A 23,674-nucleotide genomic window follows, 5' to 3' on the forward strand; every position below is an offset into this window, starting at 1 on the left:
ATGATATGAAAAAAATTATGCCCATTGCCGCATTGATAATATTCATTCTTGCTGCCTGCAACAAAAATAGTGATGAACTGCGCCTGCAAAGCCATGACGAAAACCGCATGATGGATAGTTTACACGCCATGATGAGCCGGATGGAAGCTATGCCTATGACCGACGATCCCGAGATCGACTTCGCAAAAATGATGATTATGCACCATGAAGGAGCAATAAACATGAGTACCGTTCAAAGCCAGGAAGGACAGAATGATTCTTTAAAACGGTTTTCCCAAAAGGTAATTAGTGCTCAAACCCTGGAAATACAGGAATTGAAAGATTTCTTAACCACACAGTCAGTAAACAACGCTGTACCGGCCCATTCAGCCGAGCACATGGCCCATATGAAGAAAATGGATCAGATGGCAGACGTTCAGCTTATAACCGGTGATCTTGACAATGACTATGCTACGCTGTTGATTCTACATCACAACAGTGCCATTGAAGACGCAGAAGCCTACATTATGTTTGGCAATAACGCGCAATTAAAATCAATGGCACAGATGATGATTGAGGACCAGACAAAAGAAATTCAAGAGTTAAGCAATTGGATAAAATCAAACAAACGTTGATAGCTACATTATTGATAAAAACACTGTCACTAAAAAGGAAACCTTTATCAAGGTGCATAATAACAACACCGGATTGAGACAGCATGTAAGTACTCAAAAGACAAAGGCATTAACATCGCCACGGATGTTAGCAGATACCTTCATTTCTTCTAAGCTTGCCAAGATCCCGTAAGCCATAAGGTTTTCAGGCAAACGGTAGTCTCTATTAAGCAAACCCTGCTTTAGGCATTTCTTTACCATGTAATCAGCTTTCCGGTAACGGAATATATCCGTTAACCACGTAAAAAAACCTCTAATGAATCCAGGCGTAGCAATAGAACGCTATAGCTTGCGGTTAAGAGGGGAAAAGTAATCCGTAAATCTTATAAATTAAACCCGAAATTACGTAATACTGCCATGCAGCATTTTATAGAAATTTGCAGTATCAGATAACTATAAAATTTTTAAGCAATGGAAAATAAAGAATTTCAATTCAAGACAAACATCAATTGTGGCGGATGTATTGCATCAGTAAAGCCTCACCTGGATAATGCAGAGGGCATCTGCCATTGGGAAGTGGACACAGCCAATAAGGACAAAGTACTTACTGTGAAGTCAGAGGGCATTACAGAGCAGGAAGTGATATCGACGGTACAAAAGGCAGGCTTCAAAATAGAGCCGTTGAATGCCTAAGCATAAAAAGGGGAAAATGCCCATTCTACCACTGATTGTCAAAATATTAGGTTTTCAGGTAAGGGCATTTTTTCCGTATTAAAGAAAGACAATCAGCAGGGTAAGTAATTTTTTTGGTTTGTATAACAAAAAGATGTAAAACGGTAAAAAAAACGAATCTTCTTTGTAACTTTGTGGCGTTGAAAAATTTGAGGATACATATAGGCATTTTAACACTGTTGTGTTTGGGTTTCTTTCTGATGCCCAATATAAGTTATGCCTGTCCCAAAAATGCAACAACGGCTGAGAAGGCTGCCTGTTCCAAGAAAAAGTCCGCCAAAGCAGAACACCAGGCAGGTTGTAAAGATAAATCCTGTAACAAATGCAAGCATGGCAAAGGCTGCGGGGGCAATTGTAAACATAACTCTTGCAGGTGCGGCGCTTCCGTAACCTCTTTAACCATACCAACTCCCATCGACTTAAAAGCAAAATATCCTTTTGCAGCAGTTAAAAAGCAAAAATTCGGTTTCAAAGAAGCCTATTATTCTTCGGGCTATTACTCCATTTGGCTACCGCCTAAAATAAGCTAAACCTATGGCCTGATAGCCATAGGTGTGCCCTTTCAAAAGCAACTTTCTGCTTTTGAACTTCCCCTATTTTTATCATTTATTCAAAACTTTAACCAGGAAAGGGGTGCTAATACCTCGTTTCTAAAAAAGTAATTATTATGAAATCATTATCGAAAATGGTGATGGTAATCGCTGTATTACTATCATCAATTAACGGTTTTGCACAGATCAAGAATGCGAAAACGGAAACCGTAAAGATCTACGGTAATTGTGAAATGTGTAAAACCACCATCGAAAAAGCAGGTAATGTAAAGAAGGTAGCCAGCGTGGATTGGAATAAAGATACCAAAGTGGCTACACTCACTTACGACAGCGACAGAACAAACCAGGATGAAATACTGAAGCGTATTGCTTTAGCCGGGTATGACAATGAGAAGTTCCGCGCACCCGATGACGTATATGCAAAACTGGCTGGCTGCTGCCAGTACGATAGACCCTTGAAGACGGTTGCCAAAAATAAAGAGGCGGGTAAGGATATGGCGGGTATGGATATGACCGGCATGAAAACAGAGCACGGCAATCATGATCACAGTAAAATGGATGCCTCAGCTAAAATGACGGACCCCCAGGATCAGTCACCACTAAAACCGATATTTGACAGCTACTTTTCAGTGAAAGATGCCCTGGTAAAGACCGACGCTGCCACCGCGTCCGCCAAAGCCACAGAATTGGCAGCAGCCATCAAAGCGGTAGATATGAATAAGCTGTCGGCACAGGAACATACTGCCTGGATGAAAGTAATGAAAGACTTAGCGGCCAATGCAGCGAGTATTTCAGCATCAAAAGATGTAGCCAAACAAAGAAATGGCTTGGCAGCACTTTCAGGTAATATCTACGAACTGGCGAAAGTTTCCAAGCAGGACGTTCCCGTTTACTACCAGCATTGCCCTATGTATAATGGAGGCAAGGGAGCCAATTGGCTGAGTAAGGAGAATGGAATAAAAAATCCATTCTATGGCTCACAAATGCTTAGCTGCGGCAGCACGGTAGAAACCATCAAATAACAGATCTGAACGCTATGGTACAGTACGATGACATGGTGCAGGCGCTCAAAGAACTGAGACAACGTGGGTACAGTATGGACTTTAGTCTTTTACCGGACTGCCTGTACTGTGCATCAAGGAGCCTGAAGCTAAAACCGGAGGATTTTACGGTAACGGAAACACATAGGTTTGAAAGCCTCGACAGCAGTCCTGATAACAATGCAGTTGTGTACGCGATATCGTCCAATGACGGTAAGAACAAAGGGGTACTTGTTGATGCCTATGGTACTTATGCCGGTGTGATGACCCATGAGATGGCAAAAAAATTAAATGCACATAAATTTTAACCCCCCTTGTTATGAATAAATACACTTGTCCGATGCATCCGCAGGTGCTAAAAGACGAACCGGGCAAATGCCCGCTCTGCGGTATGACATTGGTGCCAGTTGGCAGTACAACAGCTTCTCATAAGCATACATCAGGACATGGGCATGCTGAGCATTCTTCTCATGATCATGAAAAAGAGGGCTTTAATAAGCATGCAGGGCACCATACCGGGGATTTCCTGAAGCGCTTTTGGGTAAGCCTGGTCATTACAGTTCCTATCCTGCTGTTATCACATATGATACAGCAATGGTTGGGTTTCAGCCTTGCTTTCACCGGCGATAAATATGTATTGCTGGCACTCGGAACCACAATTTATCTCTATGGAGGCTTACCCTTCCTGAAGGGAATGATGGGCGAGATGAAAGCAAAAGCCATAGGGATGATGACACTTGTTGCCATCGCCATATCCGTAGCCTACATCTATTCGGTGGCCGTTGTGTTTGGCCTGCAGGGCATGGATTTCTTTTGGGAACTGGCAACCCTTATCGACATCATGCTTTTGGGGCATTGGCTGGAAATGCGTTCCCAGATGGCTGCTTCCCGGGCATTACAATCACTGGTGGCCTTACTGCCAAACGATGTCACCGTTGAACGAAACGGAGAAGCCGTAAAAATAAAGCTCGAAGAGCTGCAAAGCAATGAAACGGTCATCATAAAACCGGGGGAAAAAATTCCGGCCGACGGCTTGGTACTGGAGGGCGTTTCTTACATCAACGAAAGTATGCTTACCGGGGAAAGTGTTCCCGTAAAAAAGGAAACGAACAGTAAGGTGATCGCAGGATCTATCAATGGCGACGGTGCGTTGAAGGTAAAGGTAACAGCAGTAGGAAAAGACAGCTACCTGAACCGGGTGATTAACCTGGTACAGGAGGCACAGGCCACTAAGTCCAATACGCAGAACCTTGCTGACAAGGTAGCCAAATGGCTCACCTTTATTGCCATTGCCGTTGGCATAGGCACATTCGTTTATTGGTTTGCCAGCAGTGGTGATACTGCCTTTGCCCTTGAAAGGATGGTTACGGTCATGGTAACCGCCTGCCCGCACGCATTGGGTGTGGCTATCCCGTTGGTAGTCGCCATTTCCACCACACTTTCGGCGACTAATGGTCTGCTCATTCGCAACCGGACGGCATTTGAAACAACCCGGAAGCTATCTACCATCATTTTTGATAAAACCGGAACGCTCACCAAAGGTTCCCATGCAGTGGAAAAGGTGATCCCGTTAACGGACGAGTATAAGGCAGATGAAGTGATCCAGTATGCTGCCGCAGTACAGCAAAATTCGGAGCACCATATCGCAAAAGGCATCATGGCTATATTAAAAGAAAAGGGCCTTGCCTTATGGAAGTCTGAAAACTTCAGCTATATGCAGGGCATCGGTGTTAAAGGTGTTGTCAAAGGGAAAAATGTAGTAGCTGCGGGGCCAAATTATTTCAAAGAAAACCGCCTTTCCTTACCGGAAATTCCAGCAGAAATCAACCAGGAAGCCGAAACGGTCAACTTCGTTCTCATCGAAAATCAGGTAATCGGCATCATCACTTTGGCAGACAGCATCCGGGAGGGTTCCGGACAGGCAATTGATGAACTCAAAAAAATGGGTATTAAGTCCTTTTTGCTCACCGGGGACAATGACAGGATTGCTGCTGCGGTGGCCGGAAAATTAGGAATGGACGGTTATCTGGCAAATGTGCTGCCCCATAACAAGCAGGAAAAGGTAAAAGAGTTCCAGGATAAAGGTGAAGTGGTTGCCATGACAGGTGATGGTGTCAATGATGCGCCTGCACTGGCGCAGGCAGACGTGGGTATTGCCGTCGGTTCCGGTACGGATGTGGCTGCCGAAACAGCGGACATCATATTGGTGGACAGTGATCCCAGGGATGTAGTTAAGCTGATTGACTTCGGTAAACTCACCTACAAAAAAATGGTGCAGAACCTGATATGGGCGGTGGGTTACAACGTTGTGGCAATTCCACTTGCAGCAGGTGTCCTCTATCCAAAATTTATTTTAAGTCCCGCTATGGGTGCTGTGCTGATGAGCGTAAGCACCATTGTAGTGGCCATTAACGCAAGTTTCTTAAAAATCAAAAATTTAAATCTAAAATGAAAAACATAGCATTTTTAGTAGCAATCGCTGCCGTTTCCTTTACCACTTTGTCCTCTTGTAACAAAGATGACAAGGGAGATATGCCAATGGACAAAAATATTGATTACCCCGCAGCATACGTGGTCAATGGTGAAAGCGCCACCGTTTCAATTATCAAGCTAAGCGATAATACCGTGAGCGAAACCTTTGACATCATGAACTCCGGTGGTAATATGATTATGTGGCCGCATCACATTTATAACCATCAAGATCATTTAACCATCGGCGTACCAGGTATGGATTTGAGTGCCGGCCATACTGGCGGCATGGCAGGTATGAAAGGGCGTATCCTGATTCTGGATGCAAAGAAAGGAACCATTTTAAAGGATATTGAAACACCGGCAATGAACCACAATGCCGTTTATTCACCGGACGGTACAGAAATATGGACAACGCAAATGGCGATGGATGGAAAGGTGTTGGTTTACGATGCCACCACCTATGCTGTCAAAAATACAATCTCTGTAGGTGAAGATCCGGCGGAAGTAACCTTTAGCATGGATGGCACAAAAGCCTACGTGTGCAACGGTGGCAGTGGTACAGTTTCAGTGATCAGTCCTTCTGCAAAAACGGTGGTAGCTACCCTGACCGTAGGCGATGATCCTGTCGGAGCCTGGCCTGCAGGTAACGGCAAAATGTATGTGGACAATGAGGCTTCACAGACCATTTCAGTGATTGATGTAGCGACCAATACGGTAAGCGAAACTGTTAGTTTAGGTTTTATGCCCGGATTTGCCGCTCATAACGCGTCAAAAAATGAACTATGGGTAACTGACCCTATGAATGGGAAAGTTCATTACTGGACTTGGGACAATGCCATGAGTATGTGGATGCACGCGGGTGTATTTAATACCGGTGCAGGGGCGCACGCCATTGTATTCACACAGGACGGGAATACCGCTTATGTCACCAACCAGGAAAGTAATACGGTTTCAGTAATCAACGTATCATCACATGCCGTAACAAAGACGCTTAACGTTGGTAAAAAGCCCAATGGCCTCGTGATAAAAATTTAAAAGAAAGGTGGCATAGATGCTATCATCTATACCGCTAACAATAACTCTTACCGGTTGCCGGTACTGCATGGTACGGTGGTAACCCTAACTTAAAATACTTATTCAATTTAAAAATTAATAAAATGAAAAATTTCGCATTATCAATCTTCGCAGTTATTATAGCATTTGTAGCAGTATCCTGTACTGAGTCTTCAAACAAAAACCAGTCTGGAACGGATACCACCGCCGTTTCTGGCGGGCAGGCGACTTCCCAATCAAATGATACCTTAACCGCCCCTGCCGCTATCGATACATCAAACGGTAAACAGCCAGGCGAATCAGTAAATGCCGCAGCCAAAGGATTTTCCATTGCGCCCATCATTACCGGCTACCTGTCATTAAAGAATGCTCTCGTTTCAGACGATGACAAAGCTGCTGCCGGAGCAGGTAAAAAACTCTTAGCTGCTTTGAACCAGGTAGACATGAAAGCCATTCCTGCCGATAAGCATAAACAATACATGGACATAGCGGATGATGCAAAAGAACATGCGGAGCATATCGGGGAAAATGTTGGTAACATCCACCACCAACGCGAACATTTATCCTCGCTTAGCGAAGACTTGAAAGACCTGATTGATTTGTTTGGTACATCACAAACATTGTATCAGGATCATTGCCCGATGTTCAACGACAATAAGGGAGCGGTTTGGTTCAGTGAAAACAAGGAAATCAAAAACCCTTATTATGGCTCGAAAATGCTGACCTGCGGTAAGGTGCAGCAAACAATTAACAGCAAATAAAAATCAGTTATATGGAAAATATGGAAAACAGTCACAATGCACACCATGCTTCAGCGCATGGTGTGCACAATTCAAAACATGCTTCTGGCATGTACAAACACTTTGCGGTGATGGCTGTCGCAATGTTCGGAGTTATGTATTTTATCATGTACGCCATGATAGACGGGTGGCAGAACCTTCTACTCAATATCAACAATTTGTATATGACCTTGCTGATGACCTCGGCAATGTTGCTTATAGAATTATTGATCATGAAAATGATGTACCCCAACAGAAAGATGAACTGGTTGATAGCAATAATTTCAGTCGCCGTTGGCATTTTTTCATGGTTTGGTATCAGGGAACAACTCAATGTCGGGGACAAGCAGTTTGCTAAGGGTATGATACCCCATCACGCAGCAGCCATATTGATGTCTGAAAAGGCACACCTGACCGACCCGGAACTGATACAGTTGCAAAAAAACATACTTAAAACTCAGGCAGAAGAAATTGAACTGATGAAGCGCAAACTAAAAGAGTTTGAGAATGATAAATAGGATGATGATAAAATTCAAAAAATAATTTCAACATGAGCAAAGTATTAATCGGCTTGCTTTCCCTGTTAACCCTGCTATGCACCGCTTGCGGGCAGGCAGGGTCTGATAAGGCGGAAGCAACACACCATCACCCGGAGGCAGTTGCAACAGGCCACGAACATAATATCCAAAAAGGCGAATTGGTCCCCTCAGATGAAGTCTGCATGGTCAACGATGCCTATATGGGCAAAAAGCAGTTTGACGTAAAATTTCAAGGTAAAACATACTACGGATGCTGTGAAATGTGCAAAGAGCGCATTCCAAAAGATGCCAGCGTTCGGGTGGCAACGGACCCGTATTCCCACAAGCAAGTGGATAAAGCTGTAGCGGTGATTGCCGTTACGGGGAACAACGGCGAAGTATCCTACTTTGAGAGTAAGGATAATTACGACAATTATTCTAAAAAACAGTAGTCACATTTTAAATGAAGCCACAATATTATGTCCTTAAAAAAGAAAATCATATTGGGGTTGGCTGTTATCTTAATCGGCATACAGTTTTTTCAGCCGTTAAGAAACCAGTCGGATGAAGTAACCTCCTCTCATATTGAAAGGGTTTACAACGTACCCCAAAACGTAAAGGCCATCCTTACCCAATCCTGCTATGACTGTCATAGCAACAATACCCGCTATCCGTGGTATAGCCGTATCCAGCCCGGGGCATGGTATATGGCACGGCATATCAAAAAAGGCAAAGAGGAACTCAACTTTAGCACCTTTGGCGAGTATTCAGCCCGCAAGCAGCGAAATAAGTTCAGGGCAATGGCGGGTCAGGTCAAGGACGGGGAAATGCCGTTGTCGTCATATACGTTGATTCATCGCAACGCAGTATTATCACAGCAGGATAAGCAGGTTTTGGTTAATTGGTTTGGCACAATGGAAGACAGCATTAAATAAAATTTTCAAATAATGAATAGATATAAAGACATACCCATAAAAATACTGCAAACAGTACTGATACTGCTTTGCACGCAAACCCTGTTTGCACAGAAGGTAGTGCATTACGAGCTGTATGTAAAAGATACCCTGGTAAACTATGCAGGAAAGCAAAAGAGAGCGATTGCGGTAAACGGGCAAATACCCATGCCCACGCTTACATTTACCGAGGGAGACACTGCAGAAATTGTAGTACACAACCTGTTAAAGGAAAGTACATCATTACACTGGCATGGCGTATTCCTGCCCAATAAAGAAGATGGTGTACCCTATCTTACGCAACAGCCGATTAAGCCCGGTACTACCTATACCTACCGTTTCCCAATTATCCAGCACGGTACACACTGGTATCATTCGCACTCAGGATTGCAGGAACAAATCGGAATGTACGGCAGTTTTATAATGAACAAGCGTGCAGACGATAAGACCTTTAGAAAAGGAATCGACGATTTGCCCACCTTACCCATTGTCCTGAGCGAATGGACAAATTATAACCCTAACAACATTAACCGGATGTTGCACAACGCCAATGATTGGGCTGCCATTAAAAAGAATGCAACGCAGTCATACGTTGAAGCTATCAGAGAAGGAAAATTAGGCGTGAAAGTAAAGAATGAGTGGAAACGGATGCTGGCAATGGACGTAAGTGATGTGTATTATGATAAGATCCTTATGAATGGCAACAATTCGCCGGAGTTAAAGTCGGTGGATGGAAAAACATTGAAGGCTGGGGATAAAGTCCGTCTTCGTATCTCCAATGGCGGTGCATCTTCTTATTTCTGGCTGCGTTACGCCGGTGGTAAAATTACCGTAGTGGCAAACGATGGTAACGACGTGGAGCCAGTTGAGGTGGACAGGTTAATTATTGCCGTATCCGAAACATACGATATAGTGGTCACTATTCCTGATGATGGTTTGGCGTACGAATTTTTAGCGACAACCGAAGACAGGACACAATCGGCAAGCTATTTTATCGGTAATGGGGTAAAGCAGCTTATTTCACCGCTGCCGAGACTGAAATACTTTGAAGGGATGAAGATGATGAACGATATGATGAAGATGAACGGCGACCTGGACGATATGGGTATGAAGATGAGCCTGAACCAAATGGATATGAATGTGGTCATGTACCCCGAAATTACAGGAGAAGCAGGAAAAAAGGCTGACCATAGTAAGCATGGCGGAATGAATATGGATAATGACCCCAACCGTTATAATGCGAATGCTTTGGGAGATATTGTTACTTTAAATTATTCCATGCTCAAATCTCCCTACAACACATCACTACCTAAAGATGCACCTGTAAAAAACATAAAATTCACCCTTACCGGGAATATGAACCGCTATGTTTGGAGCATGGACAACAGGGTACTTTCTGAAACGGATAAAATTCCTGTCAAGAAAGGTGAAATACTGCGCATTACGATTTACAACAACTCCATGATGCGCCATCCCATGCACCTGCACGGATTTGATTTCAGGGTGCTAAACGGTAAAGGAGAGCATTCACCGCTTAAAAATATCATTGATATTATGCCGATGGAAACAGACACCCTTGAGTTCGCAGCAAATACGGAGGGCGACTGGTTTTTTCACTGTCATATTTTGTATCACATGATGTCGGGCATGAACAGGGTGTTTGCTGTAGGCGATTACCAAAATCCCAACTTACCCGATAAGGCTAAAGCCTATAGAACCTTACAGCGGGAAAGCAACATGCCACATTTCATGGCGCAAAATGACTTTGCCACCAATGGAAATGACGGAACGGCAATGCTGCAAAACACGAGGTGGAACCTGAGTTCGGAATGGCGTTTAGGTTACAATGATATGCACGGCTACGAGGTAGAAACACATTTAGGCAGGTATTTGGGCAGAATGCAATGGTTTATGCCATTCATAGGTTTTGACTGGCGTTACCGCAGACTCGGTATTGATGAGCACGAAAAGAATTTGTTTGGGCAAAGAAATGAGAAAGACACCCGCAGACAGTTTAGCTTAGGATTTATCTATACGCTGCCGATGCTGGTTAACTTCCAGGCAGAGGTATATCACGATGGAATCGTCCGGTTGCAAATGATGAGAGAGGATATTCCTATATCCAAAAGATTACGGGGTGGCTTTATGGTGAATACGGACTTTGAATACATGGGGGAACTTAGTTACATCATCAACAAAAACATCGGCATCCGCACTCACTACGATAGTGATATGGGATGGGGTGTCGGATTATCATTGACCTATTAAGATGGATAAACATAACGACGATATTTACTGGTCTGATGCGTAATCTTCTCACCGAAGAGATTAGATCCTTGTAATATAATATAAAACTGTATAACCAATATTTATGAAAAAAGCAAATTACACCCACAAGAATTTAGTTATTGAAATTCTTGTGGGTGTAATTTGACACCAACGCAAGTGTTAACTACATTATTAAACAGGATAAACATAGAGAGAAACGAATACGTGCACTGATGTGTAAAATCCGGTCAAACTGACCCCCGGTTTTCGCTGGAATCTGACCCCTTTTGTTCAGTGCAAACTGACCCCCTGTTTTCAGTGCAAACTGCCCCCCTGATATTGATGGCTTAAGGTTGGTTATGATTAGCCTAGTTTTCGGTGATTACTAACCGAAAAATGAATGGCTAATAAACCAATCAGTATGAGTAAAATCAAGCAAATTATCCGATGTTATTGTCAGGGCATTGGAAGTAAAAAGACCCATCAGATTACCGGAGTATCCCGGAATGTAATCAAGCTGTACGTTCGTAAGTTCCAGACGTTGCGTCTTACGTTGGAAGAAATTGAAGGCTATGATGACCTTGCCCTTCAGCAGCTGTTTTTCCCTCCTAAAGAAGCTACTGTTCCGGATGAAGACCGGCTAACTCGTCTTCAGGCTCTTTTGCCCGCTATTAGCAAATCGCTCCGCCGCAAGGGGATGACACTGGAATTGCAGTGGCAGTGGTACAGACAGAACGATCCTAACCCTTATGGACGTACGCAGTTTTACAATTATTTAGCTGAATACCAGCGCCGTAATGGCTTCACCATGCACCCAACAGCCACTTTACCTTTTGTTTGCGCATCTGCCACAAGCGCAGGTGCCCTACAATTGCGCGATTGTAGACACCCGATACCCTTAGCAACAATGCATTTTACTGGCTCCAAGGTTGTGCAGATATTTAATATCCATACGTAATTGCTGCATGTATGGAGGATTCAAGAAAATTAGCCAATTTATACCCCTAATCCCTTTCCCTTCCTAGTTGATTTAGGTTTGACTTCTTCTTTAGATGACTGTTTTTGATTACTTTCCTCCTTTTTTTTAATTTCATTCCTTGTAGTTATTTCCTGGGAAGACGATTGATTAAAACTTGGTGTTTTTATTCTTGTTTGTCGCTCATCATACCAATTGAGTTGTTTGTATTGCGGTGCCGCCTCAATAAAGAAACGCTTGAACGATCCATCTACTTCCATTGTTACCGCCTGCCGATTTCCTCGCTGCAAACTTTCCATTAGCGCCTCTTTGGATTCCGGCCGTTCCAATTCTTTAAGTTGTACTTGCGATAGGACGTTCCCTAAATCGTACCCATAGGAAGGATAAAAGGAGCGCAGTTTGTAATTGCCTTGTTTGTCCAATTCCTTAAAATCCAGTTGTACCCAGCCTTCCGCTTTTTCGCCTGCTTTATTCGTAAGCGTTTTCTGGACGGCACGACCACTAAGCAAATTGTATCCCTCCTTGAAGGTGATATTGTCTTCTTTGTTCGCCATATAAAATGTCTGCTTAATGGGATCGGGATGTTGTTCGGACTTTAAAAGCACATTGTACCGATTGAAAAAGTACATATCGGTTTCCGGGGATTTTCGAAAATGCAAGGTTGCCGCTACACTGTCCTTTCCGAACTCCGCCTGGTGATACAACACAAATTCCGGAACTTGTTTACTGATATTTTCTTTCAGCTTTTCTTGCAACGATTCACCAAAACCGGTATACTTTAACTGATTGGCGAGATACTCTAAATTTTTCTCGTTCATGACACAGATTTTTTTGAATGATCAAATTGATTTTTCTTCTACTTGCTAATTTTCCGTTGGTGACGGGGTTTGATGCTCACCTGTAAGTACCGCTCTCCTTTCTTATCCATCCATACTATTTTCGCGTATTGGTTTTTGGTAAGCCAGAAGGTGGGCACTGTTACCAGGACATGTTGTTTTCCCTCCTGTTGAATAGCAGTAGTTTCTGGATGAACGGCATGTACAGGAACAGCTACCGATTGGGTGGCACTTCTTTTGGATTTATTGTCGGTTACTATCCAGTATTGAACCCGTCCCAATTCAAAAGGTACAGCCGCCCGATTGCTAAGCTCCCAATCCATTGCATAGCTCCCCTCCTGGTACGCCCAATCCCTAAGTGTCGCGCGAAGTCCTTGTTTTGCTTTTTTTAGGACTGCTCGTTGTCGTTGTTTGGGGCGTTCATCTTTCTGGGAAACCTCCTCAACCTGTTCGGGCTGCTTTCCCTTTACTGACATCCCTTCTATTAACATCGCATGAGAAGTATCTACCTTCAATACCCAGGTCGCAGGTGCTTCACTATAGGCAACCTTCAACACATACAATCGATCCTTACTAGTGAAAATGGTAATGTTGGTTGGCTGCAGATGTTCCGAAACTGCCTTGATCCAAATACAGTTGGGCTTATCGGCTACCCGTTTGCATACCACCTCACGACTGCCGATATCCAGTTCTTTAATAGCTGCCGGAAATACCACCGTAGTCGTTGCCCTATGGCTAATCTGAAGCAGGGGAGTTGTAGTTTCCTGTGCTGACACACAATACCCAATGAGAAAACTAACAATCAGCAATACACTTATTCGAATCATGGTTATATATTGAAAGGATTATTTAATTTGAAGCCAAACCCGATAGCCGGATGGCAGGTTTACCTTCACTTGCCGGGTACGCTTTGCCAACATGGTTTTTGCAGCCTGGATACCTGCCGTTGCCGCCTGCATGGATAGGGAAGGATTAATACCTCCTAGCAAATCAATTCCTTGCACGGCCTGTCCCGCACTTTGCCGTAACGATTCCCTTGTAAGCGAAGCAGGAACTGCAATCCCGGCTAATCCATCCATATCCACCACCTGCCAGGAGATAGATTGCCAATGCCCGGAACCAAGCATCGTTTTACCAACAATTTGCAAGCGATCTCCCTGTAAACTGGTTGTACCATAGAAACTGGTAAAAGCTGGTATATGCGTAGTACCTTGCCGAATAGTATCCAATAACAACAAATGAACAGCTGCCCCAGGCACCAATACCTGCTCTCCGTATACCATCGCTTGAGGACTTTGGTTGTTGGAGGATATCAGGATTTCAGTAGCTGAAAAGAAATAGGATGACGGACTCGCTTGTTCCTCCACTTGAGCAGCGTTAGCAGGGAGCACCTCAGTTACACCGAGCGGTTTTTCAGTTCGTTCACTAGTTTCCTTTGCCATTGGACGGCTCTCATCCTCGTCCCAATTCCCTTGCTGAATTCTCAAAATCTTATCCAGCATACTATCCAACCGGTCCATCTCAGTATCCGGTGAAGCGCCTGCTTCTTGAATAGCTTGCATCATCCCATTCAACTCCGTCATTTCTTGCGAATGGGGCAGCACAGTAGGAGTAAGTACCTCCTTGGATTCGAAGTTTTCGGTTGGAGCTGCCAAACTTTGTTCCAGCTCTGCTATTTTTTTTAATAGTCTTTCTGATTGTTGATCCGTTGACGCTTTTTTCGAAAGCTGACGAGCAGCACTTCGTTTGCTGTTGGAAAATGCTTGCTCATTTTTAGCTGAAGGGTCCGCTTCAAGGGTTTCTTGATCAGCAGCCGATTCACGATCCCAATACCGCTCTTTCCGCTTGGCTGCGGCTTCCTTCTTATCCAACGCATCCTCCTGTGCGTAATATGCCCACTTATCCAACTCTTTATTCTCTGTAAAGAAAGGATCCGGCAGTTGAAAATTGAGGCCTTTGACAGTAGGGCCGGAATTGGTTACAGTTCCTTGTCCTCCACCTGCCGCCCAAAAGGCGAGACATAAAAAGGGAGTGATTATTAACGGCAAAAAAAACAATGCTTTTTGTGTGCGCCTGGCACGTATGGTCATGGTTTGCATATACTATCTTGCTTTACTGATTGATAATAGGATTTCGTTCTATTCAATGAATGGACGGGAAAGGAGGATGGTGATATGACAACACCGTCAAATGCAGCTGAAAAACGGGAATAGAGAGGCGGAAACAAGATCCATTGATGTTGCTTAATTGCTATGGGCACACTTCCTGTACGAGTGATCATGGGTATCCAGTGCGCTAACCCATGAGATGCCTCCTCCTTTAGAAAAGGTTTGACCAATACAACGCTTATACAACAACTAAACCCTACCACGTAGAAGAGCCATACCCTTCGCTGGTCGGCCAGGGATAATCGATGCATCCGTTGTTGGAGTTTATAGGAAACCCACCATTGCCATTGAAGGAACTGAAAAACCCAACGTTCTAGCTGCTCTTCCCACCAAGGCTGTTTAGTGTTTCCTACATGTTTTAACCAGTTTTTTTTCATACAAAAAAGTTTAACGAGCGCTGCGACGGATATCCGGATTCTCCAGAATTCGCCAGCGTTCAATTAAAAAACCATGTGGATTGTGATCCGATCTTCGAACCAATCGTAAGTAACCGTCCGTTATCAATTTTCGGTAGAGGACACTGCTGGTTCGGATGATTTGTTGCGAAGCATAACACCGGAAATAATAAGGGGGGATCTCGGTTTGAACCAAGACACTATCAATAGCAATGTGCTGACTGATATTGCCTGCTATCAGTTGCCGATAAAAACCCTGTTCTTTTAAGTTATCGTATTGTTGTTTGGCTGATTCATCGGCCAGGTACAAGGCTTTGGCAATCGTTTGTTGGATCACCTTTTCATCCGGATCCAAGCGAAAAAAAGCTTCATGAAAACTACGTACATGATCCCGCGCTTCTACCGGCAGATTGGATTGTCTTGTCTCTGCCACAGCCTCCAATGCTTTTTCATTGCTGAGGATATAAATCTTATCCTGTAATTGACGACTGGTTTGTTGAGCCGACCAGACCACCCAGGCAGACAATCCCATACAGGATGCTATAATCAGCAATGTAAAACCACGTACATACCGAAATGCCGTATCCAATTGTTGCAATTGCTTAAACATTTTACCCTCCTCCTCTTTCACACGATTTAACTCAAACTTGCTTGTTACTTGCCTGCCACCTTGTCTGCAAAATAGCCACCAGATTGACCTGCACCAGCCATACTTCCAGATGTGGCATTTTTTACCTCGCCATAGACATCCCGCACCATCGAAGTACCTGTACCAAGCGTGGATTGTACCATTCCCCGACTAGAGGCACTAAACAAACTGGAAACTTTGTACAAAATGGCATTGCCTCCACCTGCATGCACAATGTAGTTGGCTACACTCGGTACCGAAAAATAGCCAACGATGCCAATTACCAAAAAAATCAAATAGGCACTATCGGTGGCACTGAAAAACGTATCTCCCGCCGCTCCGATTTGCTCAATATCCAGCGCAATCATTTGCTCCTGAATCTTACCCAGGATCCCGCCAAAAATATTGGCAACCGGTAACCACAGAAATATATTGATGTACCGGGCAATCCAAACCGTAAGCGTATGTTGCAACCCATCAAAAACCGCCAGCCCAAATACCAACGGACCCAGAATCGCCAGAACAATAAGAAAAAACGTCCGTAGGGTATTGATGCAGAGTGCTGCTGCTTCATAGATCAATGCCAGCACCTCACTCATCCATTCCTTGATGGAGTTCCGAAAATTATAGGATGCTTTTGCCATGGCAAATTTGATGTCATTGCCGACCGATTCAAACATACCCTCTCCTGTTCCCGTTGGATCTTCCGGATGGGTATAGCGGTACCACCGGTCCCGATCACCCGCACCACTAGCACCCACATACATTTGCCAGACATCGGAATTGCGAATGGCAGCTTCTTTTTTGGCCAACAATACTTCAATTGCCTGATTACTGTTATCTACCAAAGCGCTGGTACCACTCACGGTGGGCTGCAGTACCCCGTTGATCAGCCCCACCACATGTGGAAACAACAAAATCGCCATGCCCAACACAAAAGGCCGAAACAAGGGATAAAAATCAATCGGCTCTGCATTTGCCAAATGCCGCCAAACCCGTGCTGCGATGTAATACAAGGCCGCAAACCCTGCAATCCCCTGCCCCACTCCTATTAACTGACTACAGAGTGGCAACATCTCACGGTAGAGTTGATCCAGCACGCCGTGTAAGCCCCGAATTTCTCCTGCCACCCCCTGCGCCTGACTGGTAAATTGTACACCCACACCCAGGAACATCCCAACCAAGCTGATTACATGCGCTGCTTTCATAGCTTCAATTTTTATTCCGGTCGTATACCATGCCACTGTTGAACCCGCCGGTTCGACTCCTGCAACCTTTCCCGTTGTTTTGCCACTACTTGTGCTTCTTTGGTAAAGGCTTGTAGAAACTGCAATTGATCCTGTACGGTAACATAAATCCGATCAATGGCTTCCAATCGTTCCGCATCCGTCATGCGCAGCTGCCGAGCTGTTACCACCATTAGTAACGCATCCAAATTATCCCAACTTGATTTCCCCAGACGCTCCATCACCTTACTGAAATAGTCCAATTCTTCCAGACTGAATCGATCACTGCCACGGGCCTCATCCACTAACTGCTTGGCTGATTGGAGTAGCCGTTTCTGACTAGCAATGATAGCTCCTATTTTGTGGTAGTTTCGAACGGTCGGACTCACCTGTAGCAATCCATCCAGGAACAAATCATGCAATTGAAAATTCCCCTCTGCTATCCCCTTGACCCGGTTGTAGCCCTTCATCAGAATCTGATACCCATCGTACATGTTCTGTAGGATTTTTCGGAGCTGATTGAGCTTCTGAATGTTCAAGGCTAGTTGCATAGCTTCTTGCACTTGTGCCTGAGTAGGCAGTGGCATCAGCCACATACTTGCACTGAAGAAGAAAAAAAGTAGTCGCTTCATATTACTGGATTGAATGGATTGCCCTGGTGGATTGAATGGATTGCTGTGCTCGTTGACGCTGCATTTGCAGCAGTTGCCAATCGGTTTGATAGGTGTCCAGAAACTGACTTAGTTCCATCAGTTGCTGGTACAACAAGTGAATGGCAGTGAGACGGTCTTCATCGGTTGCTTTCAATTGCGCCGCTTCAATCCAGTGCCCTAACGCACGTACACCCAACTCTACTTCTTGCAGTACCACACCGATCGTTTGCTGGACCGCTTCCCGATCCGCCAACATGGTCGAAGCTTGGGCCTGGCGACTGAGTGCAAAGCAGCGTCGAATCAACTGTTGCTGCAGTTGAATACAAGCCAGAGTTAGTTGCCCCTTTCGAATAGCCGGATTAACCGCTCCCCAGGAACCCAGATAATCCGTGTGCAACGAAAACTCTCCGTTTTTCACATCGCCAATGAACCGAAGTCCCCCCTGCACCACCCGGTATCCTTTTTTCACGTAGCTCAGGTAAACCTGTAGCAGCGCAATCCGTTTGATCAACGGTTGCAGTTTTGCTTGGGCATGCACCACCTGACCCAGTAAGCAGAAGCTTAGCAGGAGAATCCATACTCGTACCATAGTAGTCCGATTTAATTACTTGAAATACCGTATAACATTCGTACGCGTTGCAGGGTAACCTTGTCTTTGGAACGTTGCACCGATAAGAGCACATTTTCCTGATTGAAACGACGCAGGTCACTTAGTAATACTGTCATATCTGCAGCCGCTTGATCAATAATCTTCCAACGCTCTCCGTCACTCATTTGAACTGTAAAGGATTGTACCACTTGCAAAAGCTGATCGACAGTTTCCAAACTTTTGGCAAGCATACCACTATACACCAATCCCATGTATTCGATTTCCTGGGGTGTAAAATGCTCATCCTGCCGGAACAATTGATACGCTCGCTGGTAACTTTTCACTAAGGCCCGTTGGGTTTCGATTAATTCCTTTACCTTTTTGTAAGTCGCTAGTGCATTTTTTACCTTCCAGAGCTCTTCGTAATACGAGGCATACAACTTCCGTTGCTTCTCGCCCCAATCACCAATTTCTTCCAGCTTTAATTTGGACAATGTATTCTCGAGTGCTTTCTGTGCATTCTGCAAACCAATCGTTTTATTTTGAAGGCGCTGTACTTGGGCATCAATCGCCAGTATGACCTTAATCACCACCTGCCGGACTACTTCCCACCAAGCAGCCTGGGCAGATTGGCTGGGTACGATCGTACTTAAACTGGTTAAGAGAACAACCACCAACAGCCTACCCTTCTTTTTCATACACACCCGTTTTAGTGTTTACTTTATTTTTTCCCGCCACTCACTCGCCAGGATCTTGATCCCCTCTTGTATGCCACCGTATTTTGCCGCATAGGCCTGCACCTGCATTTTTTCTGTTTCTTCCGTCGTATACACCAGGTATTCCTCCAATGAAACTTCCGTTCGATACACTTTGGATAAAACGCCTCCCAAACTGATGAATACTTCTTTGTACTTTTTACTCGGATCATTGGCTTTGTTTACACTTAGCACCTGCGCCTTTTCTTTTTCGGTTAGTCCTAATAGTTCCTGGATTTGATCAAATTTGTTTTGGTACTTACTCTGGTCCAGCAAGATCTTGCAATCACTGTTGTTGATGATGGCTTGCTTCACCACTGGAGAAGAAATAATATCCTCTACTTCCTGAGTAACCACAATCGCTTCACCAAAAAACTTGCGCACCGTTTTAAACAGGTACTTGATGTATTCGGCCATCCCTTCCTTTGCGATCGCTTTCCAGGCTTCTTCAATTAAAATCATCTTCCGAATACCTTTAAGTTTGCGCATTTTTGCAATGAACACCTCCATAATGATCAACGTAACGACCGGAAACAAAATCGGATGGTCTTTGATATTATCCAGTTCAAATACAATAAAGGGTTGCTGCAATAAATCCAGTTGCTCGGTGGCATTCAACAAATAATCAAATTCTCCCCCCTTGTAATAGGGCCGCAATACATACAAAAAATTAGAAACATCAAAATCCTTTTCCTTCACAGCCTGCTCTTTTAACAAGGGAACAAACTGTGCCTGCAGGAACTCATAGAAACTATTGAAGCAGGGAAATACTTCCTTGTTGTTACCCACATACTCAAAGTACAGTTGCAAGGCATTCGACAAGGCCACGTACTCACTTCTGCCAAAGGTCTCGTTGTCTTTTTTCCATAGTGCCAGTAGCAGGGTTTTGATACTTTCCTTTTTCTCGGTGTCCAGTTCATCTCCCTGCCCAATGTAAAACGGATTAAACCGGATGGGTGCTTTTTCCGAGTATGTGAAATAATACCCTTTCACCAGATCGCACAAACCCTTATAGCTATGACCCACATCTACCAGCACGACATGTGTACCCTGTTCATAATAGGAGCGCACCATGTGATTGGTGAAAAAGGATTTACCACTTCCGCTAGGCCCCAGAATGAATTTGTTTCGATTGGTAATTAATCCCCGCTTCATCGGCTCATCTGAAATATCCACTTGTATGGGTCTTCCAGTTAAGCGATCGCCCAACCTAATGCCTATGGAGCTAAGCGAGCTTTGATAAGCAGTTTCCAGGTTTAAAAAACAAGTAGCCTGTTCCACGAACGTATCAAAGGTCTCATTCATGGGAAAATCAGCGGCATTCCCCGGTAGGCCCGCCCAGTGGATTTGCGGCGCTCCGTCCAGCTCTTGCTTCGGTGTCGCATCCATCTGGGCAAGGGCACTTGATACCAGGTTTTTCAATTGCTTCAACTCCTCTTTCTCCTCTGTCCAAACCAGCAAATTGAAATGTGCTTTCACAGGTTGTCGTTGCTGACTAATGGCTTCATTTAAAAATTCATTAGTGGCTTCCCGGGCTAGTGCATTCTCTCTAGAATAAGCTGCCAGCGATTGCAAGCGCAACCGCTTACTTTCCAACTGCTGCATCATTTTCTGCGGATCCTCCAAAAACAAAAACTGGTTGTAGATATGATTGCAGGGCAAGAGTTGGCCCAATACAGAAGCAAAACCCACACTGAACTTGGTCCGGTCCGTGGAATACCGATCGTAATTGATGCGACTACCACATACCCCCGGCAGATCCACCACATCTCCCAAGGTATAGAGCTGGCAATACTTGGATCCGATTTGCAGTTGTTCCCGGAATTGGATATCGGCCATGATGGGATGCGAAGCAGCCTCCTCTTGCAAAAAACAGTACTGCTCCAACAAACCAGCACGTTGGTGGGTACTGATCAATTCTTTTTCCAACACCCGACGCAGACGCACATACCCACTGTCTTCCATTACCCGTTGAAATTGACCACAACCATCTAGAAAATCTTGTAGTTTGGTAGGATGCAGCAATTCCGGTGGAACCAGGTGCGGTCGGCACAACAACGAGAACAAGGAAGTAGACGATCGTCGTTCATTCAACCGCCGGGTCAATATGATATAACAACGATGATCCAAATAAGGTCGTTCATAAAAGAATCGATCACTGCTCTGTCCAAAAAAACTGCGGTCCTCTTTTCCAAAAGCGGGTTGAAAACGAGCTGCTACAAACCAATCCTGTTTGTGAAACACCGTTTGCTTCGGAAGCAGCTTGATGGCCTTGATCCAGGTTTGATGAAATGATTCATACTCCTCATTGGAAAGTGTGAAAACCTCCGGCAGGGTTGTTTCATAGACTACACTCACGGCCCCTTGTCGGGATAAGATGCAATCCTTTTCCACTCCCAAAATGGGAAAATAGGTGGCTAATGTTGCTTCCATGGAAGGTAGTTTTCAGGACTAATAAACAATAGTCGCGTGCGAACACGAACAACAGCAGGCACCTTTTTACTGGCCAGTTTTTTCATCAACCCATGCTCCCCATAATCGTTACTCCACCTACGAATCTTATTAACAAGCACTACTCCCAGTGCACCGACAATACCAATACATAGAAAGGGCGAGAGTCCGGTGATGTATAAAATCGCAAAGAGAATTAATAATAGCAGCAATCCACCACCCAGGTACCAAATGTATTGGGCCTTGAATCCCTTAAATTCAATCGGCTTGTTGATGCCCTTGTTGATGGTATAGACACTGCTTGCCATGTGGTACTTCTTAAATGCCAAAGAAGGATTTAATCACCGTAGCAACGACTACCAAAAAAACACAGGACCCAAACCAGGCGGCTGCCACTTTTCCGGTGTCGGGATCTCCGGCATTCCATTTCTGGTACACTTTAACGGCACCAATCAATCCCAGGATAGCACCGACCGCGTACATCAGGTTGGTGCCGGCATCGAAGTAGCCCCGTACTTTCGTATTAGCCTCCTCGATACCAGCAATACCATCCTGTGCCTGCCCGGCAACACTAACCATACACCCTAACAACCAACTACTCAGTCGTACAGCGAATCGCCGCTTTTTATTTCTTTGTTGCATACATCATGAATTTCACCATTAAAAATGCCTGGGAACCCTCAACCTACGGAGCCAAGGGCCCCAGGACTTTCTACCCCTCACCCTATCCAACACAACTCCAGTTCATTCTCTTCCAATGGCCGGTCGAATCGTTGCTCGAATCCATACATAAGCAGGTTGTTAATGGCTACCTGAAATGGCGTGCCTTTTAACCAGCCATAATCCCGTAATAGTTGTTGTATGGATACAAGTATTTCAGCTTCTGTTTGATTTGTTTCAGGCCCATCTAATAATCCGCGGATCCGATTGGCACATTGATTGGCAGCCGCAAACTGATCCTCCAGTTCAATACGCGTGGAATCTTGTTCTGGAGTGGAACGAGCCCGTTTGGCTTTCCACCAATTCAGTAATGAGGTCCGGTAATATTTCCAGCAGAGGACTGCATAATAACCAGCCAAACAGCCGAGTAAAAAATATAGAAATTGTCCCCAGGAAATAGCACCTAACATGACCATCGCGTTACCACACAAATATGGGGAGGATGAAAAGCGATTTTTCAATAGTTCCTCCCAACTTGGGAGAAATAAAATAAAATAGTAACTTAATGAAAACCTTCTCTTATGGACAATACACCACTCCAAATGCCAGTTCGCATCGCAGGCTTAATTATTGGCTATCTCAATAATGCTCTAACTGAAATCGAAGCCGATGAATTAGATAATTGGATTTTAGAAAAGGATGAGAATATGGAACTTTTTGAAGTACTCACAGAATATGAGCGCAATATTGATTTTACGCCTGAGTCCTATTTAGATAAATACGATGAATTAATGGAATTATGGGTTGTAAGTGGCTGGTTGGTAAAACGAGAACTAAATGCCATATCAAAATATGAATTAGAACAACTCGTCAATTGGTTGCTTGTAAATCCTGAGCACATACACGTACTTCAACAACTAAAGCCCAATGCCAATAAACTCAGGCTTACCTATTATGCCTTACAGGCGCATAAAAATTAGCAGCGAGGCCTGTCCACCGAATATCCAGTTCATCCATTTTGCAGACTAAATATGGCGGTGTATTTTAACTTATTTTTGTTTGCAAATCCGGCCACGTATTATATGAAAGGTTTGGATGATTCCAGTTCATGTTTATATCATCGACAGGTTTATTACATATGTACATATTTTTAAATAATGTTTACATGTATTAGACATTTTTGCCGATCACGTAGCTATCGTGTACATATTTATACTTTTTTTCGATATGTTTTCTATATATGTCGATAACATAATTATAAGCTATTTTTATTTACCAAAAATCCAGCTCATCCATTTTGGCGACTACTTTTTCCTTTAGGAGATCCAACAATTGGGTCCTATTTTTCTTTCTTAATCGGATTCTATTAAAGACATGG

General features: G+C 44.2%; 26 protein-coding genes and 1 pseudogene. 13 read left to right on the plus strand and 14 right to left on the minus strand.

Translation table 11 applies throughout. The annotated features are described in order from the left end of the window. The first annotated feature begins 5 nt into the window (after window positions 1–5). Together MD536_RS07435 and MD536_RS07440 are read left to right on the plus strand one after the other, a co-directional pair. Window positions 6–614, plus strand: coding sequence for a DUF305 domain-containing protein (locus MD536_RS07435; protein ID WP_239597263.1), 609 nt, complete (start codon window positions 6–8; stop codon window positions 612–614). A gap of 450 nt (window positions 615–1,064) precedes the next feature. After that, window positions 1,065–1,286, plus strand: a complete 222-nt coding sequence (locus tag MD536_RS07440) for a heavy-metal-associated domain-containing protein (protein WP_134092068.1) — start codon at window positions 1,065–1,067, stop codon at window positions 1,284–1,286. Window positions 1,287–1,539: 253 nt separating this feature from the next. Here the strand turns inward: MD536_RS07440 and MD536_RS07445 are convergent, their stop codons facing one another. After that, entirely contained in the window at window positions 1,540–1,797 is a 258-nt protein-coding gene (locus MD536_RS07445; RefSeq protein WP_161987648.1) for a hypothetical protein, read from the minus strand. A 195-nt stretch (window positions 1,798–1,992) separates the two neighbouring features. Between MD536_RS07445 and MD536_RS07450 the strand changes: the two genes are divergently transcribed. From MD536_RS07450 to MD536_RS07495, 10 genes are all read left to right on the plus strand, one after another. Beyond that, the gene (locus tag MD536_RS07450) at window positions 1,993–2,898 is read left to right on the plus strand and encodes a DUF3347 domain-containing protein (RefSeq protein WP_239597264.1); all 906 of its coding nucleotides are present in this window, start codon (window positions 1,993–1,995) and stop codon (window positions 2,896–2,898) included. Window positions 2,899–2,912: 14 nt separating this feature from the next. Further along, window positions 2,913–3,224: a phosphoribosylpyrophosphate synthetase gene (locus MD536_RS07455; protein ID WP_141815672.1), complete on the plus strand. Its 312-nt coding sequence runs from the start codon at window positions 2,913–2,915 to the stop codon at window positions 3,222–3,224. Between the two features lie 11 nt (window positions 3,225–3,235). Beyond that, window positions 3,236–5,368: a heavy metal translocating P-type ATPase gene (locus MD536_RS07460; protein ID WP_239597268.1), complete on the plus strand. Its 2,133-nt coding sequence runs from the start codon at window positions 3,236–3,238 to the stop codon at window positions 5,366–5,368. Continuing rightward, a complete protein-coding gene (locus tag MD536_RS07465) occupies window positions 5,365–6,423 on the plus strand; it encodes a YncE family protein (protein ID WP_239597271.1) in 1,059 nt (352 codons plus the stop codon). The genes MD536_RS07460 and MD536_RS07465 overlap by 4 nt, the downstream gene beginning before the upstream one ends. Window positions 6,424–6,545: 122 nt before the next feature. Then, window positions 6,546–7,202 (plus strand): DUF3347 domain-containing protein, encoded by a 657-nt coding sequence (locus MD536_RS07470; protein ID WP_239597275.1) that lies wholly within the window; start codon window positions 6,546–6,548, stop codon window positions 7,200–7,202. An 11-nt stretch (window positions 7,203–7,213) separates the two neighbouring features. Beyond that, entirely contained in the window at window positions 7,214–7,738 is a 525-nt protein-coding gene (locus tag MD536_RS07475) for a DUF305 domain-containing protein (protein WP_239597276.1), read from the plus strand. Between the two features lie 32 nt (window positions 7,739–7,770). Next, window positions 7,771–8,190, plus strand: coding sequence for a hypothetical protein (locus MD536_RS07480; protein ID WP_239597279.1), 420 nt, complete (start codon window positions 7,771–7,773; stop codon window positions 8,188–8,190). A gap of 57 nt (window positions 8,191–8,247) precedes the next feature. After that, window positions 8,248–8,673, plus strand: coding sequence for a heme-binding domain-containing protein (locus MD536_RS07485; protein WP_239597296.1), 426 nt, complete (start codon window positions 8,248–8,250; stop codon window positions 8,671–8,673). A 12-nt stretch (window positions 8,674–8,685) separates the two neighbouring features. Continuing rightward, a complete protein-coding gene (locus tag MD536_RS07490; protein WP_239597300.1) occupies window positions 8,686–10,959 on the plus strand; it encodes a multicopper oxidase family protein in 2,274 nt (757 codons plus the stop codon). Between the two features lie 421 nt (window positions 10,960–11,380). Continuing rightward, window positions 11,381–11,917: a hypothetical protein gene (locus tag MD536_RS07495; RefSeq protein ID WP_239597303.1), complete on the plus strand. Its 537-nt coding sequence runs from the start codon at window positions 11,381–11,383 to the stop codon at window positions 11,915–11,917. 38 nt (window positions 11,918–11,955) lie between these two features. On the opposite strand, the gene MD536_RS07500 is transcribed toward MD536_RS07495, so the two are convergent. The 12 genes from MD536_RS07500 to MD536_RS07555 all read right to left on the minus strand — a co-directional run bounded on the left by MD536_RS07500 (window position 11,956) and on the right by MD536_RS07555 (window position 22,766). Next, a complete protein-coding gene (locus tag MD536_RS07500) occupies window positions 11,956–12,753 on the minus strand; it encodes a hypothetical protein (RefSeq protein WP_239597306.1) in 798 nt (265 codons plus the stop codon). Between the two features lie 38 nt (window positions 12,754–12,791). Continuing rightward, window positions 12,792–13,598, minus strand: coding sequence for a DUF8473 domain-containing protein (locus MD536_RS07505; RefSeq protein WP_239597309.1), 807 nt, complete (start codon window positions 13,596–13,598; stop codon window positions 12,792–12,794). An 18-nt stretch (window positions 13,599–13,616) separates the two neighbouring features. Next, window positions 13,617–14,870, minus strand: coding sequence for a conjugative transposon protein TraM (traM, locus tag MD536_RS07510; protein WP_239597311.1), 1,254 nt, complete (start codon window positions 14,868–14,870; stop codon window positions 13,617–13,619). Window positions 14,871–15,326: 456 nt separating this feature from the next. Beyond that, entirely contained in the window at window positions 15,327–15,965 is a 639-nt protein-coding gene (gene traK / locus MD536_RS07515; RefSeq protein WP_239597313.1) for a conjugative transposon protein TraK, read from the minus strand. Window positions 15,966–15,988: 23 nt separating this feature from the next. Beyond that, window positions 15,989–17,170 (minus strand): conjugative transposon protein TraJ, encoded by a 1,182-nt coding sequence (gene traJ, locus MD536_RS07520; protein WP_239597315.1) that lies wholly within the window; start codon window positions 17,168–17,170, stop codon window positions 15,989–15,991. A gap of 11 nt (window positions 17,171–17,181) precedes the next feature. Further along, the gene (locus MD536_RS07525; protein ID WP_239597318.1) at window positions 17,182–17,820 is read right to left on the minus strand and encodes a TerB family tellurite resistance protein; all 639 of its coding nucleotides are present in this window, start codon (window positions 17,818–17,820) and stop codon (window positions 17,182–17,184) included. 1 nt (window position 17,821) lies between these two features. Then, window positions 17,822–18,430 (minus strand): hypothetical protein, encoded by a 609-nt coding sequence (locus MD536_RS07530; protein WP_239597320.1) that lies wholly within the window; start codon window positions 18,428–18,430, stop codon window positions 17,822–17,824. Between the two features lie 11 nt (window positions 18,431–18,441). Further along, entirely contained in the window at window positions 18,442–19,128 is a 687-nt protein-coding gene (locus tag MD536_RS07535) for a conjugal transfer protein TraI (protein WP_239597322.1), read from the minus strand. An 18-nt stretch (window positions 19,129–19,146) separates the two neighbouring features. After that, window positions 19,147–21,618 (minus strand): TraG family conjugative transposon ATPase, encoded by a 2,472-nt coding sequence (locus MD536_RS07540; RefSeq protein ID WP_239597325.1) that lies wholly within the window; start codon window positions 21,616–21,618, stop codon window positions 19,147–19,149. Continuing rightward, window positions 21,603–21,944 (minus strand): DUF4133 domain-containing protein, encoded by a 342-nt coding sequence (locus MD536_RS07545; protein ID WP_239597328.1) that lies wholly within the window; start codon window positions 21,942–21,944, stop codon window positions 21,603–21,605. Before MD536_RS07545 ends, MD536_RS07540 begins: the two co-directional genes overlap by 16 nt. A 10-nt stretch (window positions 21,945–21,954) precedes the next feature. After that, on the minus strand, window positions 21,955–22,278 hold the full coding sequence (locus tag MD536_RS07550) for a DUF4134 domain-containing protein (protein ID WP_438839265.1): 324 nt from the start codon (window positions 22,276–22,278) through the stop codon (window positions 21,955–21,957). Window positions 22,279–22,355: 77 nt separating this feature from the next. Further along, window positions 22,356–22,766, minus strand: coding sequence for a hypothetical protein (locus MD536_RS07555; RefSeq protein WP_239597331.1), 411 nt, complete (start codon window positions 22,764–22,766; stop codon window positions 22,356–22,358). A gap of 111 nt (window positions 22,767–22,877) precedes the next feature. Here MD536_RS07555 and MD536_RS07560 point away from each other — a divergent pair, with 111 nt between their 5' ends. After that, the gene (locus MD536_RS07560; RefSeq protein ID WP_239597334.1) at window positions 22,878–23,276 is read left to right on the plus strand and encodes a hypothetical protein; all 399 of its coding nucleotides are present in this window, start codon (window positions 22,878–22,880) and stop codon (window positions 23,274–23,276) included. Window positions 23,277–23,568: 292 nt separating this feature from the next. Here MD536_RS07560 and MD536_RS22145 read toward each other — a convergent pair. Next, window positions 23,569–23,673 (minus strand): annotated as a pseudogene (locus tag MD536_RS22145) (hypothetical protein); the annotation flags it as partial. Between the last annotated feature and the right edge of the window lies 1 nt (window position 23,674).

The sequence above is a fragment of the Flavihumibacter cheonanensis genome (assembly GCF_022352215.1).
Classification (GTDB): domain Bacteria; phylum Bacteroidota; class Bacteroidia; order Chitinophagales; family Chitinophagaceae; genus Flavihumibacter; species Flavihumibacter cheonanensis.